This is a genomic window from Dolichospermum circinale AWQC131C (genome assembly GCF_000426905.1).
GTDB classification, from domain to species: Bacteria; Cyanobacteriota; Cyanobacteriia; order Cyanobacteriales; family Nostocaceae; genus Dolichospermum; species Dolichospermum circinale.
Genome location: NZ_KE384608.1, coordinates 47,450 through 63,823 on the forward strand (window position 1 = coordinate 47,450; position 16,374 = coordinate 63,823).

At 37.0% G+C, this 16,374-nt stretch carries 21 protein-coding genes; 6 read left to right on the plus strand and 15 right to left on the minus strand.

The genetic code is table 11. From position 1 onward, the window contains the following. Positions 1-188: 188 nt before the first annotated feature. On the minus strand, positions 189-1,997 hold the full coding sequence (locus tag ACIR131C_RS0110020; protein ID WP_028090078.1) for a proline--tRNA ligase: 1,809 nt from the start codon (positions 1,995-1,997) through the stop codon (positions 189-191). Positions 1,998-2,135: 138 nt separating this feature from the next. On the opposite strand from ACIR131C_RS0110020, the gene ACIR131C_RS0110025 reads away from it, so the two are divergent. Then, complete coding sequence (locus tag ACIR131C_RS0110025) at positions 2,136-3,521, plus strand: 1-acyl-sn-glycerol-3-phosphate acyltransferase (protein ID WP_417033485.1); 1,386 nt, start codon at positions 2,136-2,138, stop codon at positions 3,519-3,521. Positions 3,522-3,758: 237 nt separating this feature from the next. On the opposite strand, the gene ACIR131C_RS0110030 is transcribed toward ACIR131C_RS0110025, so the two are convergent. Continuing rightward, on the minus strand, positions 3,759-5,348 hold the full coding sequence (locus ACIR131C_RS0110030) for an AAA family ATPase (protein WP_028090080.1): 1,590 nt from the start codon (positions 5,346-5,348) through the stop codon (positions 3,759-3,761). Positions 5,349-5,418: 70 nt separating this feature from the next. Beyond that, a complete protein-coding gene (locus tag ACIR131C_RS26035) occupies positions 5,419-6,378 on the minus strand; it encodes a hypothetical protein (protein ID WP_051347527.1) in 960 nt (319 codons plus the stop codon). Positions 6,379-6,768: 390 nt separating this feature from the next. Between ACIR131C_RS26035 and ACIR131C_RS0110040 the strand changes: the two genes are divergently transcribed. From ACIR131C_RS0110040 to ACIR131C_RS0110055, 4 genes are all read left to right on the plus strand, one after another. Beyond that, on the plus strand, positions 6,769-6,966 hold the full coding sequence (locus ACIR131C_RS0110040; RefSeq protein ID WP_028090081.1) for a hypothetical protein: 198 nt from the start codon (positions 6,769-6,771) through the stop codon (positions 6,964-6,966). Next, positions 6,963-7,214, plus strand: a complete 252-nt coding sequence (locus ACIR131C_RS22420; protein ID WP_231395437.1) for a PIN domain-containing protein — start codon at positions 6,963-6,965, stop codon at positions 7,212-7,214. The genes ACIR131C_RS0110040 and ACIR131C_RS22420 overlap by 4 nt, the downstream gene beginning before the upstream one ends. Positions 7,215-7,615: 401 nt before the next feature. After that, positions 7,616-7,861 (plus strand): hypothetical protein, encoded by a 246-nt coding sequence (locus ACIR131C_RS0110050; RefSeq protein WP_028090082.1) that lies wholly within the window; start codon positions 7,616-7,618, stop codon positions 7,859-7,861. Further along, entirely contained in the window at positions 7,858-8,301 is a 444-nt protein-coding gene (locus ACIR131C_RS0110055) for a type II toxin-antitoxin system VapC family toxin (RefSeq protein ID WP_028090083.1), read from the plus strand. Before ACIR131C_RS0110050 ends, ACIR131C_RS0110055 begins: the two co-directional genes overlap by 4 nt. Positions 8,302-8,395: 94 nt before the next feature. On the opposite strand, the gene ACIR131C_RS0110060 is transcribed toward ACIR131C_RS0110055, so the two are convergent. The 10 genes from ACIR131C_RS0110060 to aat all read right to left on the minus strand — a co-directional run bounded on the left by ACIR131C_RS0110060 (position 8,396) and on the right by aat (position 14,680). After that, complete coding sequence (locus ACIR131C_RS0110060; protein WP_028090084.1) at positions 8,396-8,941, minus strand: (2Fe-2S) ferredoxin domain-containing protein; 546 nt, start codon at positions 8,939-8,941, stop codon at positions 8,396-8,398. 132 nt (positions 8,942-9,073) lie between these two features. Further along, complete coding sequence (gene nifT, locus ACIR131C_RS0110065) at positions 9,074-9,277, minus strand: putative nitrogen fixation protein NifT (protein WP_028090085.1); 204 nt, start codon at positions 9,275-9,277, stop codon at positions 9,074-9,076. Further along, positions 9,252-9,539, minus strand: coding sequence for a nitrogen fixation protein NifZ (locus ACIR131C_RS0110070; RefSeq protein ID WP_028090086.1), 288 nt, complete (start codon positions 9,537-9,539; stop codon positions 9,252-9,254). The genes nifT and ACIR131C_RS0110070 overlap by 26 nt, the downstream gene beginning before the upstream one ends. Beyond that, on the minus strand, positions 9,529-10,659 hold the full coding sequence (gene nifV, locus ACIR131C_RS0110075) for a homocitrate synthase (protein ID WP_028090087.1): 1,131 nt from the start codon (positions 10,657-10,659) through the stop codon (positions 9,529-9,531). Before nifV ends, ACIR131C_RS0110070 begins: the two co-directional genes overlap by 11 nt. A gap of 346 nt (positions 10,660-11,005) precedes the next feature. Continuing rightward, on the minus strand, positions 11,006-11,203 hold the full coding sequence (locus ACIR131C_RS0110085) for a DUF2949 domain-containing protein (protein ID WP_028090088.1): 198 nt from the start codon (positions 11,201-11,203) through the stop codon (positions 11,006-11,008). 210 nt (positions 11,204-11,413) lie between these two features. Further along, positions 11,414-11,671 carry an Asr1405/Asl0597 family protein gene (locus tag ACIR131C_RS0110090; protein WP_028090089.1) on the minus strand — a complete coding sequence of 86 codons (258 nt, stop codon included), beginning with the start codon at positions 11,669-11,671 and terminating at the stop codon, positions 11,414-11,416. Positions 11,672-11,702: 31 nt separating this feature from the next. Next, complete coding sequence (gene cysE / locus ACIR131C_RS0110095) at positions 11,703-12,431, minus strand: serine O-acetyltransferase (protein ID WP_028090090.1); 729 nt, start codon at positions 12,429-12,431, stop codon at positions 11,703-11,705. 659 nt (positions 12,432-13,090) lie between these two features. After that, complete coding sequence (locus tag ACIR131C_RS0110100) at positions 13,091-13,294, minus strand: hypothetical protein (protein WP_028083310.1); 204 nt, start codon at positions 13,292-13,294, stop codon at positions 13,091-13,093. 12 nt (positions 13,295-13,306) lie between these two features. Then, positions 13,307-13,870 (minus strand): peptide deformylase, encoded by a 564-nt coding sequence (gene def, locus ACIR131C_RS0110105; protein WP_028090091.1) that lies wholly within the window; start codon positions 13,868-13,870, stop codon positions 13,307-13,309. Positions 13,871-14,104: 234 nt separating this feature from the next. Then, positions 14,105-14,680, minus strand: a complete 576-nt coding sequence (gene aat / locus ACIR131C_RS0110110; protein ID WP_028090092.1) for a leucyl/phenylalanyl-tRNA--protein transferase — start codon at positions 14,678-14,680, stop codon at positions 14,105-14,107. A gap of 117 nt (positions 14,681-14,797) precedes the next feature. On the opposite strand from aat, the gene ACIR131C_RS0110115 reads away from it, so the two are divergent. Beyond that, a complete protein-coding gene (locus ACIR131C_RS0110115; RefSeq protein WP_028090093.1) occupies positions 14,798-15,127 on the plus strand; it encodes a hypothetical protein in 330 nt (109 codons plus the stop codon). A 63-nt stretch (positions 15,128-15,190) separates the two neighbouring features. Here ACIR131C_RS0110115 and rpsN read toward each other — a convergent pair whose 3' ends face one another. Together rpsN and nth are read right to left on the minus strand one after the other, a co-directional pair. Next, the gene (gene rpsN / locus ACIR131C_RS0110120) at positions 15,191-15,493 is read right to left on the minus strand and encodes a 30S ribosomal protein S14 (RefSeq protein WP_028083306.1); all 303 of its coding nucleotides are present in this window, start codon (positions 15,491-15,493) and stop codon (positions 15,191-15,193) included. Positions 15,494-15,593: 100 nt separating this feature from the next. After that, positions 15,594-16,268 (minus strand): endonuclease III, encoded by a 675-nt coding sequence (gene nth / locus ACIR131C_RS0110125; RefSeq protein WP_028090094.1) that lies wholly within the window; start codon positions 16,266-16,268, stop codon positions 15,594-15,596. Positions 16,269-16,374: the final 106 nt, after the last annotated feature.

The following is a 16,374-nucleotide window of genomic DNA, read 5'->3' on the forward strand; positions in this document are numbered from 1 at the left end:
AGTAACGAAAAGTAAAGTTGCCCAAAACCTGTTCCCTGTTCCCTTGTCATAACGACAATTTTTAACGCCAACCTACTTAGTCATTAAAAAATAAATTATGCAGTCCAAAATTAGCCTTTTGATTGTGTTTAAACTGATTTTCCGCACTTCATGGGCGGGCAGGATGCCCACCCCACAAGATTTGAATTTTAACTTGCTATTGCGTCTTCAATGCATTGTTGTAATGTATTAACGACTTCTTCAATGGCTATTTCTTGAGATTCACGAGTTGCGCGTTTGACTATTTCGACTTTACCATTTGTAATGGCGCGACCGGTGACAATTCTGAAGGGAATACCAATTAAATCCGCATCTTTGAATTTAACACCTGCTCGTTCATCTCTATCATCTAATAAGGTTTCTACTCCTGCTTGATTAAGTTCTGTGTAAAGTTTTTCGGCAACGGCGATTTGTTGGGCATCTTTAATGTTAGGAATTGTGATAATGGCGTGATAGGGGGCGATCGCTATTGGCCAAATTATGCCATCTTTATCATAGGATTGTTCTACCGCTGATTGTGCTAATCTTGACACACCTACACCATAACAACCCATAACTAAAGGCTTTTCTTCCCCTTGTTCATTGGTATAAGTTGCACCCATGGCTTGAGAGTATTTTGTACCGAGTTGGAAAATGTGACCAGCTTCGATACCCCTAGCTGTTTGTAGGCTTTGGTTTGGGTCATGCACAGAGCGATCGCCTAATTTTGCCTTACGAATATCTACTGTTATCGCAGGTAATGTAAATTGCTCATTCCAATTTGCACCAACCACGTGAAAACCGCTGGTATTAGCACCGGTGACAAAGTTCTTTAACTCCACCGCAGTTTTATCTACGAACCGGACAAACTGAGAATTTACCTGTTTATTAACCGCAATATAATCATCAGCAATATCTGGTGCGATATAACCCAAAGGTAAAGATTTAGCTTGCCATGTTCCTTGAGCTTCAACATTTGGTACGGTTAAAGTCAGAATCGTTTTAGCACCAAATTGAGGAGCTAATTTAGTTAATTCATTTTGTAATTTAACTTCATTAATTTCCTGATCTCCACGAATACTAATCAACACCAAAACCGTTAAACCATTATCATAAACAGTTTGATATAAAACGTTTTTAACCACTTGAGTAGGAGAACATTTCAAGAAACTACAAAGTTTTTCAATGCTATCAGTTCCCGGAGTTTCCCGTTTTTCGTAAGTTGTAAAAGGTGAAATTTCCGCATCTGCTGGTAAAGAAACTGCCTTTTCTACATTTGCTGCATATTTACCATCTTCAGTATAGAGAACTTCATCTTCTCCTGCATCTGCTAACACCATAAACTCCGTCGAACCAGAACCACCAATAGCACCAGAATCAGCTTCCACAGCCCGAAAAGCTAAACCAGAACGCCGCAACATATTACTATAAGCAGTATACATTTCCTGGTAAGTTTTTTTCAAACTTTCCTCATCAGCATGGAAAGAATAACCATCCTTCATAATAAACTCTCGTCCGCGCATTAAACCAAACCGGGGACGAATTTCATCACGAAATTTAGTTTGGATTTGATATAAATGTACAGGTAATTGACGATATGAACGAATCATATCACGGGCCACAGTAGTAATTACTTCCTCATGAGTTGGTCCTAATCCTAATTGTTGTTCTCTTCTATCAACCAAAGAAAACATAATTCCTTCAGCCTTAGTATAAGTATCCCATCTTCCCGACTCTTGCCATAATTCCGCCGGTTGTAACTGCGGTAATAAACATTCTTGTGCGCCAGTAGCATTCATTTCTTCGCGCACAATTTGAGAAACCTTTTGCAAAACTCGCCACATTAGGGGAAGATAAGCATAAACCCCACTACCAATGCGACGGATATAACCAGCACGGAGTAGTAATTTATGGCTAGGGATTTCCGCATCAGCCGGATCATCTCTTAGTGTAACAAATAACATCTGTGATAATCGCATTGTTTTTACCTTTACTTACTAACTTTTCAAATCGCGTAGGTTTAAAATGTTTCCACGTCAGAAGAAAATAGGGAACAGGGTGCAGAAAATGTTTATCTATTATCTATTATCTATTACCCATTACCTATTACCAATAAAATGTATCAAGCCCAACCACCTTTAGAATTTATCCCGCCAGCTTTTAACCCTTTATTGTTAAAATTGGTACATTTAGTTTTACCTAACTGGATGCAGTGGAAAACACCCATTAGCAACATTGAAGCAAACAACGTTGAAACTTTAGCCAATTGCTATCAACGATTTCAGGATGGTAAAATCCGGTTTATGTTAGCATTTCGTCATCCGCAAACAGCAGACCCGCTTTGTTTAACTTATTTACTGTCCCAAATCTTGCCTAAAGTAGCACGAGTTGGGGGTATACAGCTACAATATCCACCTCATGCTCATTTTATCTATGATCGGGGCATTCCTCTCTGGGCAGGAGATCATGTAGGTTGGGTCATTTCCCATTTGGGGGGAACTCCCATTCAACGTGGTAAAGCTGACTGGACTGGGTTGCGTTCCGCGCGAGATTTGTATATTAACGGTCAGTTTCCCATGGCTGCTGCGCCGGAAGGTGGTACAAATGGTTTATCAGAGATTATTAGTCCCTTAGAACCGGGTATAGCCCAGATGGGTTTTTGGTGTGTAGAGGATTTACAAAAAGCCGGAAGAGAAGAGGAAGTTTTAATTTTACCAATTGGGATTAAATATAGTTATGTGAATGAGCCTTGGGATAATATAGCAAATTTATTAACTGAATTAGAAGCAGCCAGTGGTTTATTGATAAATCAGGAAAAAACAGATACTTCTTTTACTGTACTTTATCCCCGATTATTAAGTTTAGCTGAACATTTGTTAGGGATAATGGAGCAATTTTACACTAAGTTCTATCATCAAAAATTACCAGATGAAAAAATTACCAATGGGGAAATTACAGATAGAAATGAGGCTTTAGCTTATCGCTTACAATCTGTGATGAATATTGCTTTATTTATTGCAGAACAATATTTTGATTTACCATCTAGAGGTCATTGGAATGATAGATGTAGACGAGTAGAACAAGCCGGTTGGAATTACATATTTAGGGAAGATTTTAAGGATATTAAATTATTATCAACTATTGAGAAAAATTTAGGAGATAGAGTTGCTGAAGAAGCAAATTTTCGGATGTGGCACATGAGATTAGTTGAGAGTTTTGTAGCTGTTTCTGGAACTTATATCCGCGAAAAACCAACGGTAGAAAGATTTGCCGAAATGACTTTACTTTTATGGGATATGGTTAATAAAATTAAGGGAAATATGACCTTAAATCGTCCCCAATTGGGTAAGCAACAGGTGAAGATAACTGTGGGTGAACCGATTTCTGTTTCTGAACGTTATCCTGTTTATAAAAGTAGTCGAGTTGCTGCTAAACAATGTGTGGCTGAGTTGACGAGTGATTTACAACAAGTTTTAGAGGGTTTGATAGATAGGGCTTGCTGAAAAAGTTGTCTGTGAGGACAGGGAACAGGGAACACAGGAAGAAAGACAGAATTGGATAACTTTGAGAAAGTCCTAAACGTTGACTTCTCACACCTTCACCTAATATAATATTATTACCTGGTTTAATAAACATTAAACAATGAGACATAAAAAATCAACTCCTATAAAAATCTCTCTCCAAAACCTCTTCCCTCCGTGTCCTCTGTGCCTCTGTGGTTCGTTAAAAAAATATTGAATTTAATCCACCTCCAAAGGACCCAAACCCTGCTGCTGAGAATAAACCTTCAACTCCTCAATTAACAGCGTATCAATAGAAGCCGTTCTTGCGCCAGCTTCCGCAGCCCAGCGTTTTAAACTAGTAATTTGTTCCTTAGCAATAGCCGCCAAAGGAACAGTTTCCGATACCGCCGTTAAAATATCTTCAGTGCTAAAATCCCGCCTATTACCATCTATTAAACTACCAAAAGCGCGGTGCATACCATCAATAATTACTTGTTGAATTTCCGCACCGCTAAAATTTTCGCTATGACTTGCAAGTTTCTGTAAATCAAAATCTCGCAGTCGGGAAGGACGGATTTTTTGCAAGTGGACTTTAAAAATATCATGACGTTCTTTTTCCGTAGGTAAATTTAAAAAGAAAATTTCATCAAATCGCCCTTTCCTTAATAACTCCGCTGGTAATATTTGCACATTATTAGCAGTAGCCACCATAAACACGGGACTGGTTTTTTCTTGCATCCAAGTTATTAATGTTCCAAATACTCGGCGCGATGTTCCCGAATCACCATCAACCCCACTATTAATATTACCAAAAGCTTTATCTATTTCATCCATCCACAATACACAGGGTGATATTGCTTCTGCTAATTGAATCATTTGGCGAATGCGATTTTCACTTTCTCCGACTATACCTCCAAATAATCTACCCACATCTAAACGTAACAATGGTAAACGCCATTCATGGGCGATAGTTTTGGCGGATAATGATTTACCTGTTCCTTGGATTCCTACTAATAAAACTCCTTTGGGGTTGGGTATCCCATAACGTCGTGCTTCTTCGGTAAAAGCATCTTGACGCATTCTTACCCACTGTTTGAGATTTTCCAAACCACCGACGTTTTTTAATGATTCATTGGCGGTGTAAAATTCTAAGATTCCGGTTTGGCGAACTGCTTGTTTTTTCTCTTCTAATACTCTATCAATATCGGTTTCGTTAACTTGTCCTTTGGCTGCTAAAGCGGCGGCTAAAACTCTTCTAATTCTGGCACGACTTAATCCTTGACAGGCTTTGATTAATTGTTCTTTTCCTAGTCCATTTAAGTTAAGTTTTTCGGGGACTATTAATTGATGAATTAAATAATCTATTTCTTGGATGTTGGGTAAGGGAAAATCAATTACTGTAATTTCTTCTTGTAGTTCTGGGGGAATAGTTAATGTATGACTGGTGAGGATGAGAGTTTGGCGTGTGCGTTTGAGTTGACGGGTGAGGTTTTTGATAGCCCGAATAACGGGAGCATTTTTTTCTGTTTCGGAGTTTTTGAGGATAAAATGTATGTCTCGCAATACAAAAATTGTGGTTGTATTTTCTGGGGTTTTGGTAATTCTTGATAATGCACCCATGACTGAACCTTTATCAGTTCCGTTGTCATCCCAACCGGTGACGATATCCCATAATAATAGTTGTCGTGGTGTCTGGGATATTTGGGTAAGTTGTTGGAGGACTTGTTCTATTGGTTCTTCTTCGACTCCGACTATATATAGTAGGGGATAGCGGGCGCGAAGCATGAGGTCTATTTGTTGGAGTAGTTGTTGATGGGGGTTATTCATTATGTAGGAATGGGTTAGTTTATGGGGGTTTTATTTATATTATTGATATTTTAGATATTATATCTTTTATTTAATCATCATCTTCCATCCATTGCTCCCATTGTCTTTCTTGTTCCTCCCAATCTATATCGTCATCTATATCGTCATCTTCATCTATATCTTCATCTTCCATAAATTGCTGCCATCGTCTTTCTTGTTCCTCCCGTTCTCTTTCTTCTTCATCCCATTGTTTTAGTTGTGCTTCCAACTGTCTATCTTCTTCCTCCCATTGTTTTATTTGTGCTTCCAACTGTCTATCTTCTTCCTCCCATTGTCTTTCTTTTTCCTCCCAATCTATATCGTCATGTATATCATCATCTTCAATATTCCATTCTTCATCATATTCTCTATAGTCTATTCTATAGTCTATATAGTATTCACTACTTTGCATTCTTCTTTTTCGTTCCTCGACTATTCTTTTATAGTTTTCATCATATTCATCATCCATATCTTCAATTTCATCATCTTCCCATTGCCTTTCTTGCTCTTCTAGTCGTCTTTCTTCTTCCTCATGCCATACTATTAATTCTTTTGCCCATTTTTCTTCTTCTTTTTCCTTCCATGTTTTTTGTTTTTGTGTTTTTCTTGTTATTCCTAGCCTTGAATGTGAATCTGATTCTGTTAAAATTTGTTTTAATCTTTCTTTAGAATTAACAGTCAAAAAAGAATATTTTTCATTATAAAGTTTATCAGAAACATTTCCTGGGCGTACAGGGCGAGGAGAAGGAATAAGTAATAAATTATCTAATAATAAATAAGCCTTATTTTGTACTTCTACAGATTCATCTTTTAAACCTGCAATTACTAAATCTAAACCCTGTTCTCCATAATTCACAGCTTGCTCAAGTGCCGCAATTCTCACCTTTAAATCTGGATTTTGCAACCGCAATTTTACCCCTTCAATTCCACCTAAAACGGCAGCACCTTCTAGTGATGGACTATTACCACCAAGCACAGCATCGTATTCTCGCGGTTGTTGTGGATGATTCATGATTCGTTCATGGTTGGTTTCATGTATGCTGTATATAAAATAGCATATTTAGGACATTTCGTTATTTGTTTACATAATTTTAAGATTGTCAGAATCAGGTGGTTATCGAGCGACTTGTACTGAGCTTGTCGAAGTAAGTCGAAGTACAGGATTTGAGGATGTACAGGATATGTTTGTTTAATTATTCGTTAGTTGTTGATGATTAGGATAGAGAAAAGTAAATATTTATGAAGTGAGATGTAAGAATAAATACATTGTTCACGTCTAGTAATTATCAAATAAGCATCCTGTTAATCCTCTAATCCTGGTTATCCTGATATGGCTTACGCCACGCTACGCTATCAGACAATATGTTACAATCGGAATTGAGAGAAACAGGAGCATAAAACTATGCCATTAATCAAAATACCAAGACATTATCTTGTATCTCAAGATGAAGATTCAATTACAGTAGATGTACCAGAATCAATGCTATTACATTGGAAAAAAGACTATGAAAAAATTATTCAAGCTAAAGGAATTTTAAAGCATAAAAAAGCAGCAATGTTAGCTCATTTAGATACTCTGCATCAGGAATGGGAAGAATGAAATATCTTTATGATACCAATATTTTTATTTACTATCTAGCCGATGATATAACAGTTAATTCATGGTTTACAGAAGAGTTTTTGAATTTGCACGAAATTCTAATTTCACCGATTATCCCCATTGAATTACTTAGTTTTACTGGCTTATCAAAAGAGGGGGAACAGTCTATTGAAGATTTACTATCCCAGTTTAACACAGTTCCATTGTTACGAGAAATTGAAAATCAGACAATCCAATATTCAAAATAGCATATTATTGTCAGAATCAGGATGTCCAGGATTTGAGGATGTACAGGATGTGATTGTTTAATTATTCCTTAGTTGTTGATGATTAGGATAGAGAAAAGTAAATATTTCTAAAGCGAGATGTCAGAATAAATACATAAACTCCAGTCATTAACCATCAAATAACAATCCTGTAAATCCTTTCATCCTGGTTATTATCTCGACTTCGCTCGATAACCACCTGATTCTGACAAAATAAAATATTATAAACTTAGTCATTAACCATCAAATAACCATCCTGTAAATCCTTTAATCCTGGTTATCCTGATATGGCTAACGCCACGCTTCGCTATCAGACAGTTTAGGGTCTATAATTGATAGACAGTGTAATATTGCCTATAACCTAGTAAATGACATAAATAATTATGAATGTACAACTTGTTGACTCCCTTGTAGAAATTGTGTTAAAATTAACTCCCGAAGATCAAAAACTTTTTTTATCTAAACTTTCTCATAGAAATATAATTCCGTCAGCAGAACAGCAAAACTTAACATCAGTAGAAAAAGTAGCACAATTTCAAGAATGGTTATCTCAATTTCCTCAAAGTAATATTACCCTAACCGATGAAGCACTGCGTCGAGAAAATATTTATGATGATAGAGGAATATGAAAAGCTATTTACTTGATACCAATATTATTCTTAGATTTGCAGATTTTCAATCTCTGGAATACAACCTGATACAGAATACTATTTCTGAAATTTTATTACGAGGTGGTCAATGTTTTATTACCTCTCAAGTAATTATTGAATTTTGGGTTGTTGCTACTCGTCCTATTAATGTTAATGGCTTAGGATGGACTGTAGCACAAACTACTCAAGCAGTACAAATGTTAATAAATCAATTTGATTTATTAGAAGAAACACCTGATGTATTTTCTATTTGGTTCAACTTAGTAACAACATATAATATTTCTGGTAAACGAACTCATGATATACACATATTAGCCGTGATGCTTGCTCATAATATCAGCCATATTTTAACTTTAAACCCCAAAGATTTTATAGCTGTTCCCGAAATTACGATTATTCATCCTCAAGATTTTATCTAATAACCAGGAGCATAAAACTATGCCATTAATCAAAATACCAAGACATTATCTTGTATCTGAAGATGAAGATTCAATTACAGTAGATGCACCAGAATCAATAACCAATTAAATGATTCTCTAACAAAGAAGCGATCGCTTCTGGATGAACTTTTTTATATTGCTTTTTACCTAACATTAAAACACAATTGGGGGCGCTACTACAACGTTTTTGACAATCGGTATGCTCAATTATGACTTGATCAGATAAACCGCGATCGCACAAGGTTTTTTCTAAGTCTGATAATAACCCCTTTCCACCTCGTTTCAAACAACCAGATTTTTGACATACCATAATCTTGGCTTTAGGTTGAGAAAGGGGATTTTTTAGAGGACAAAAACCAACGGATTGAATTTGATCAGCTTGGAGTTTTAGCTTATGGCTGTGGGGGTTTAATTTACTAATAGCATTAATGCGAATTTGTTCACCAGGTAATAAAGATGAGCCGAGAGAACAACGTAAATTTTTAGGAATTTTGATTTTGATATTTCCTGAGCCAATTCCCAACCGTAAATGTTTACATTTACCTGTTTCCTTACCCACAAATCCTAAAAATTGTCCTTCAATATTTAATTCCGATAATGTCAGATATTTTTCACTCATTTTCAATAACTCAACTTTTGCAAAAGAAAATAATAAACCCCATTTTACTGGGGTAATATTGATAATTACCAGCAAGAAGGAAGAGGAAAAAAGAGATTTTTAACTTTTACCTTCTTGATATTTTCTCAGTTTTTAAGAAAGACGTTTAGCTTCCACAGTTAAAGGTAAACAGCTTTTATCTGGTATTTCACTAAATTCTAATTCCCAACCATTAGCTAAAGTGAGAATTTTACCTGCTTTACCATCTGTTTGTTTGACTACTTCTTCTTCTAAGTCTTTTTTAGCGACATAGACAACTAAAGTACCAACATCATTCATTCGCAACATTACTTTCATATTTTTCCTCAGCAGATTCTAGTTCTCTTTTTCGACAACCGATGATGTACCCTGTTTCCAAAAAATGTACAGCATAGATATAATAAGCTTGCAAAAATGTGCCGATACTGGATACATAACCCACATCACCAATTCTTGCTAAAACTTCCCCAATTTCTCGACCAGGAAAAGTTCCATCGTTTTTGATTAGTTTCTTAACTCGGACTTTTTGACCAATTTCAAAAATAGGTTGCGAGTTCAGTTCTATTTCATCACGTTGCATGGGAATACCTTTTTTCGCTGACTAAATTTAATAATTCTTCTGTAGTGAGACTACGTTTTTTGAGAATTGATTGTTGACGAACTATATCTAAAATAGCTTGGGTTTCTTGAGAATCAAGAAAGATTCCATGCTGTTCTAATAAGTTAGATAATGAATGGCGGCCAGAGTGTTTACCTATGACTAAACGCCGTTCCCAGCCCACATCTTCAGGGGAAAATGGTTCATAGGTAATGGGGTTTTGGAGTACACCATGAGCATGAATACCAGACTCATGAGCAAAGGTATTTTCACCCACAATTGCTTTCCAAGGTTGAACGTTAGCGCCAGAGGCTCTAGCAACTAATTGAGATAGTTTTAACAAGTGTTGAGTTTGAATTTCTAAATCAACACCGTAGATACATTTGAGAGCCATAATTACTTCTTCTAGGGCTGCATTTCCGGCTCTTTCTCCTAATCCATTAACGGTGGTATTTACAGACATAGCACCGGCTTTGATTCCGGCTAAGGCGTTAGCAGTTGCTAGTCCAAAATCATTATGGGTGTGAATCTCAATAGGAATTGATAGGGTTGATACTAAACGCTTAACTTTTATGTGAGTGCTGAAGGGATCAAGTACCCCAACTGTATCACAAAAACGAAATCGTGATGCTCCCCATTCTTGGGATAATAACGCAACATCTTGGAGAAAATTTTCATCGGCTCTAGAAGAATCTTCACCACCAACTGATACCCAAAGACCTTGATCTAATGCAAAGCTAATACAGTCTTTTAGTCTTTGTAAACTTACTCGCCATTGACCATGAAATTTAGCCGCAATTTGTACTCCAGATACGGGAATGGCAATATGTACTCTGTCCAATCCACAGGCTATAGAAGCTTTTATATCTGATAATACAGCGCGATTCCAACCTAATAATTTAGCTTGTAGATCTAAGTTACGAATGGCAACAATGGCGCGAATTTCTTCCTCGCCCATGGCGGGAATTCCTACTTCTAATTCATGGACACCAATGGTATCTAAGAATTGAGCGATCGCTACTTTCTCTTCTAAGTTAAAAGCAACACCTGCCGCCTGTTCTCCATCACGTAATGTCGTATCATTAATCATGATTTGATACATTTTAACATCCCTCTAGCGGAGTTTTTTCTAATATCCTTGTTCGCTACAATTCTGAGTGAGGGTAGATGTGCAATAAATACTTGATTGAGCGAATAAATCATGAATCATGATTTACGATCCTTAATTATTACTCTAATATTTTTGTTGCATCTGTATGGTAGGAAACCAAAAATTGGTATAACTTTTCAAGTATTTTTGGTAGTATTATTTGTAGATTTTCTCAGCAGCCAATAACCTAGATAAACATTAACAAATCCGGTGAAAAATAACATACTCATACCAGCAATTAAACTAGTAATCATAATTGTACCTCTTATGTTTACTGATAATTTTTCATCTACCTTCACTAAGAATGTTCTGCAAGCCAATCAAAAATTCTGTCTAATTGCTGCAAATCCACTAAACCATATTGCCAAAGCAGCATCGGTAAAGGACAATGATTAAATTCAGGGTGTCGCTTTGCTACTGCAATATCAGCCGTGGAAAGTGCCAGTTCTTTTTGTAGGAATTGCAATAACTTCTTATTACTACTATTAATTACCATAATTGGACATTGACAATCGAAATCAATATAAAGTACAAGTTATTCCCATAAGCAACGACTAATTATTTTAGTTTTAGCAAACTGGGTGAACCTAAGCTTAGGTGAATTATCTTGAATATGCAAGATAGTTTGTGAGCGAACAATGACTTAGGATTGATATGCTTTTGATTAGATATTCCCAAAATCATTAATAGTCATCATTCATACTGATCAAAACTCCACACTGTTACACAAACAATTCTCTAACCATGTCACTAGTTGATGACGAGAAGCAAAAAATTGCATTAATGTACTACGAACTAGAATCGCTTCTTGGAGATTATTCACTTGGATACGTAAAGACCCATCCGGGGGACAGGAACAAGAAATCATTAACTCTTGCAAACGGTGATAAATACACCATCTATCACCTAGAGGAATTTGCAGAATTTGTTCACCGATATTTAAAAAATTACAATTGTGTGCCATGAGTAATTCAAACTGGATAAAGTTGACTTGATTAATCATCTTGATGATGATTTGTGAGAGTTTGTATTTGTTTTTCCAGTTGGTCAATTCGGGAAAGTAAAGAACGAATTACCCCTGCTTCTATATCGGGTAATTTGTCATGTTCTAAGGGTGAAATATGGTTATTAGACTTACGAGAAATAATCCTTCCCGGAACACCGACTACAGTGGCATCTGGAGGCACATCACTCAAGACAATTGAACATGCACCAATACGAACGCGATCGCTAATTTGAATATTTCCTAATACTTTCGCACCAGCACCAACGACAACATTATCACCCAAAGTAGGATGACGTTTACCGCTTTCTTTACCAGTTCCTCCCAATGTTACACCCTGATAAATAAGAGCATAATCTCCGATAATGGCAGTTTCACCAATTACCACACCCATGCCATGATCAATAAATACACTCTTGCCAATTTTTGCCCCTGGGTGAATTTCAATTCCTGTCAAAAACCGTCCCCAATGGGAAATAAACCGAGGAATAAAACTCACTTTATGGAGGTGTAACCAATGGGCAAGACGATGTAAACAAAGAGCATGAAACCCAGGATAACAAAATATAACCTCTAACCAATTATGAGCGGCTGGATCACGCTCGAAAATAATCCGAAAATCACTCATTACCGGCTCTAAAAATAGTCCAGAACTTTGATTGTTTTTCAGGTTTGTATTGACATTCTCAGTTTTACTGATACTGTTTAAGGACTGGTGCATTGATACTGTGAGGTTAAAAAATCCTGTAGTGTTTTCATGCTTATATCAGATAACTCTCCAAGGGACAAAATTAGTAACGCAGATTAGATCTATTAAATTTATTACCTTTGTACTCAATAGGTTTAAACCCCTCTTTAACAGAACTTTACATTTTCTGTTGGGGTAGGGGTACTAGTTTTTTATGATAGGGGTACTGGTATTTTTGGGTTAAGGGATGCAGTATTTTTGTACTCAAAACAAATCCCTTAACCTGTAAGACTTTGCAGCTATTTAGGTAAGATATTTTCAGATATATTAAGTTGTACTCATTGCTTCAGAATCGTTGCTTTGATGACAGTAAAAATAGATTTTATGTATTAGCTAATACTATTATTATTATTTTATGGGTTGGTTTGATCAAAGCTGGATTTCTTTATTTTATTTTATGGGTTGTTAACTGTATTAGGACTTACGCAAGATTCATGGAATAACGAACCACTCCAGGCACAGAGGTCACAGAGAAATGAGGATCTGAGAGATATTTTGCGTAAGTCCTGTGTATCTGGGAATACAAAAGACATTTTGTGAAAGTTATCGTAGGAACAATTCATGAATTGTCCCTACAATAGTTTCAGGTTATGCACATTTAATTTTTGTTATTCAAACCCAATACCTGACGCTTATTTCATATTAGCCCGTGCATCCCTAACTGCGGCAATAAAAAAGAACCCAGTCAGAGGAATGCTCAAAGCTAGAATAATAGCGGTAGTTAGGACACCAAAATCTGGTTCTCCATAACTTAGTTCAAAAACCGAACCAACAGCCGCAATGGCTGTTACACAAGCACCACCTAAAAATAAACCGCTTTTTGGAGTTAAATACACTACTAGACCACCCTATGCTACTGGTTTGACCGCTTGATATGAAAAGCCATTTTTAGATAACTCCTGGGCTAAAGTCAAGGAATTTTCTACACGATCTACAAATACCACGCCATTGAGGTGATCTAATTCATGTAAAATACAACGACCAAGTAAATCATCAGCCTTTAATGTTTGCGGACGGCCATACTCGTCTTTATAGGCTATTGTCACCTCTTGTGGACGTTTTACATCTAAAAAGACGTTGGGAATACTCAAACACCCTTCCTGAGCCACACAGAGCTTACTACTCACCTGTTTAATGGTAGGGTTAATTAATACTAATGGCGCGTGGGTTGGGTCGTCGGGTTTACAATCAATAACAATTAGCTGTTTATTAATACCAACTTGAGGTGCAGCCAAACCAATACCATCTGAGCTATACATAGTTTGCAGCATTTCACGCACTAGTTGGCGGAGTTCATCATCTATTTTAGTCACACGCTTTGCTGGTTGACGCAAAACCCGATCACCTAAGTAGTGCATTTGCAAAGGTGGATTTTTTAACTTTTTCTTCTCGACAGCAATATCAGAGGGCATGGTTCTTGATGGCTTTATAATGAATAATCTAGTTTGATTCTATCGTTAGTGGTCAGTGGTCAGTGGTCAGTGGTCAGTTGTCAGTTGTCAGTTGTCAGTGGTCAGTGGTTAGTGGTTAGTTGTCAGTGGTCAGTGGTTAGTTGTCAGTGGTCAGTGGTTAGTTGTCAGTGGTTAGTTGTCAGTTATTCGTTTTTGAACAAGAATTTTTACTAATTACCAAGACTAAACCTCAAGTTAAATCAAATAACAAGGACTTTGCAAGGCTTGTTTCAGTAAAAGATGATATTCACTATTACTGATATTATAAGCGCCAAATCTAAATAAATGGGGATTCATCATTTGGGCATCAAATAACAAAAATTTCCTCTCACGTAATCGGGCTACTAATTTCACCATTGCGACTTTAGAACCTTCGGAAATGTTGAAAAACATGGATTCACCAATAAAAGCACCACCAATCACAATTCCTAAAATTCCCCCCGCTAATTGATCACCAGACCAAGTTTCAAAACTATACGCATATCCCGACTTGTAAAGTAACCAATATATCTTTTCTAATTCTGGAGAAATCCAAGTTATGTCACGATTAGCACATCCAGCTACTACACCCAGAAAGTCACGGTTAATTGCTACAGTGAATCGTTCTTGGTTGAGAACTCGCTGTAATGACTTGGGATAGCGAAATTTTTCATCCAAAGGAATTAAAGTTCGTTCCCGACTTTCATACCATCCCAGATGATTATTCTCATCAGCCATGAGAAAATAACCTTGGGCATAACCGCGAATAATAGCACTAACATCATATTCCATAATTGAGTGAATCATCCAAAAAATCCCCATCTGAACGCAATGGACTGTTATCAGTATTCCCTTGCGAACTTTTGAGAGACTAACCTGGTAAACAAAATCTATTTAAAATATACAAACATGACTCAAACAATTCCACCCATTACCCTACCACCTTCGGAAAATCCCCAGCAAGAAGGAGAATGGTTACAACAAAACTTACTACATTGGCTTGATAATGAGTTTATTCCTGAAGCAATCAATCAAAATATTGCTCAACGCGCATCACAGATTTTTGTTAGACAACGCATGGAAGGAGAAAACGACTTAGGTTCTCTAGTCATTGCCATTGTCACAGAAATGCAGTGCTATGATTTTTCTAAAAGCTTTTTTGGAGAGTTTGCGATCGCCAACGCCGTTAGCGATCTACTATTAGATAGCCTGGGAATTGATCATTGTTGTGGTCAATAGTATCTGAGTTATTGGTCAGTGGTTATTGATCATTAGTCATTACAACTGACCACTGACTACCAACTACCAACTAGACTTAACAACACCAGGTAAAAGACCTTCATGGGCCCATTCTCTCAGCACGTTCCGAGATAGTCCAAAATCACGGTATACACCTCTAGGACGACCGGTTAACCAGCAGCGGTTATGTTTGCGTGTGGGCGCACTGTTACGGGGTAACTGTTGAATTTTGCGGTGAACTTCTAGCTTCAGCAATGGAGATTCTGCTGTTCTGAACTCTTCTAATAGTGCTTCCCGCTTTTCGGCGTATTTTTCCACCATTTTAGCGCGTTTCTTCTCGCGCTCAATCATACTCTTCTTTGCCATGAATTCCCTAATTTAATTAAAGACACCATTCCCCATTGTACACTCTCCTTGAGAATTATAGGGAAAATAGGAAAATTTCCACAACCGATACTCCTAAATATCACTTTCTGGGACTCTGGGACTCTGGGGGGGACAAATTCATCTCACACAAATCAGCTAAGTGACAAACATCACAACCAGGAGAACGGGATTTACATACAGCCCGGCCATGATAAATTAATCTAATTGACCAATTTTCCCAGTCTGGTTGGGGTAATAACTGCATCAAATCTTTTTCAATTCCCACCGGTTCAGTATTTTTTGTTAACCCCAAACGTTGAGTCAAGCGCTTAACATGAGTATCTACCGTCACTCCAGCATTAATACCATAAGCATGGGCTAAAACCACATTTGCGGTTTTGCGTGCTACCCCCGGAAGTTTTAATAATTGTTCCATTTGATTAGGAACAATAGAGTTAAAATCATTAACAATCATCTGACAAGCAGCTTTGATATTTTTGGCTTTGTTATGATAAAAACCCGTTGAACGAACTAACTCCTCCAATTCTAATATATCAGCATTTGCTAAACCTTTCGCATCAGGAAATCGTTTGAATAATGCGGGTGTTACTTTGTTTACACGCTCATCTGTACATTGAGCGGAAAGAATAGTTGCTACTAATAATTGTACAGGTGTTGAGTAATTTAAAGAGCAGGTGGCATCTGGATAAAGATAGTGAAGACGGGAGAGAATTTCTAAAGCCCGTTGTTTTTTAGTTAATGATTTACGAGTCAATCAATTTTCAATTTTGAGTGGTTAAGTAGGTTGGCGTTAAAAGTTGTCGTTATGACAAGGGAACAGGGAACAGGGAACAGGGAACAGGGAACAGGGAACAGGGAAC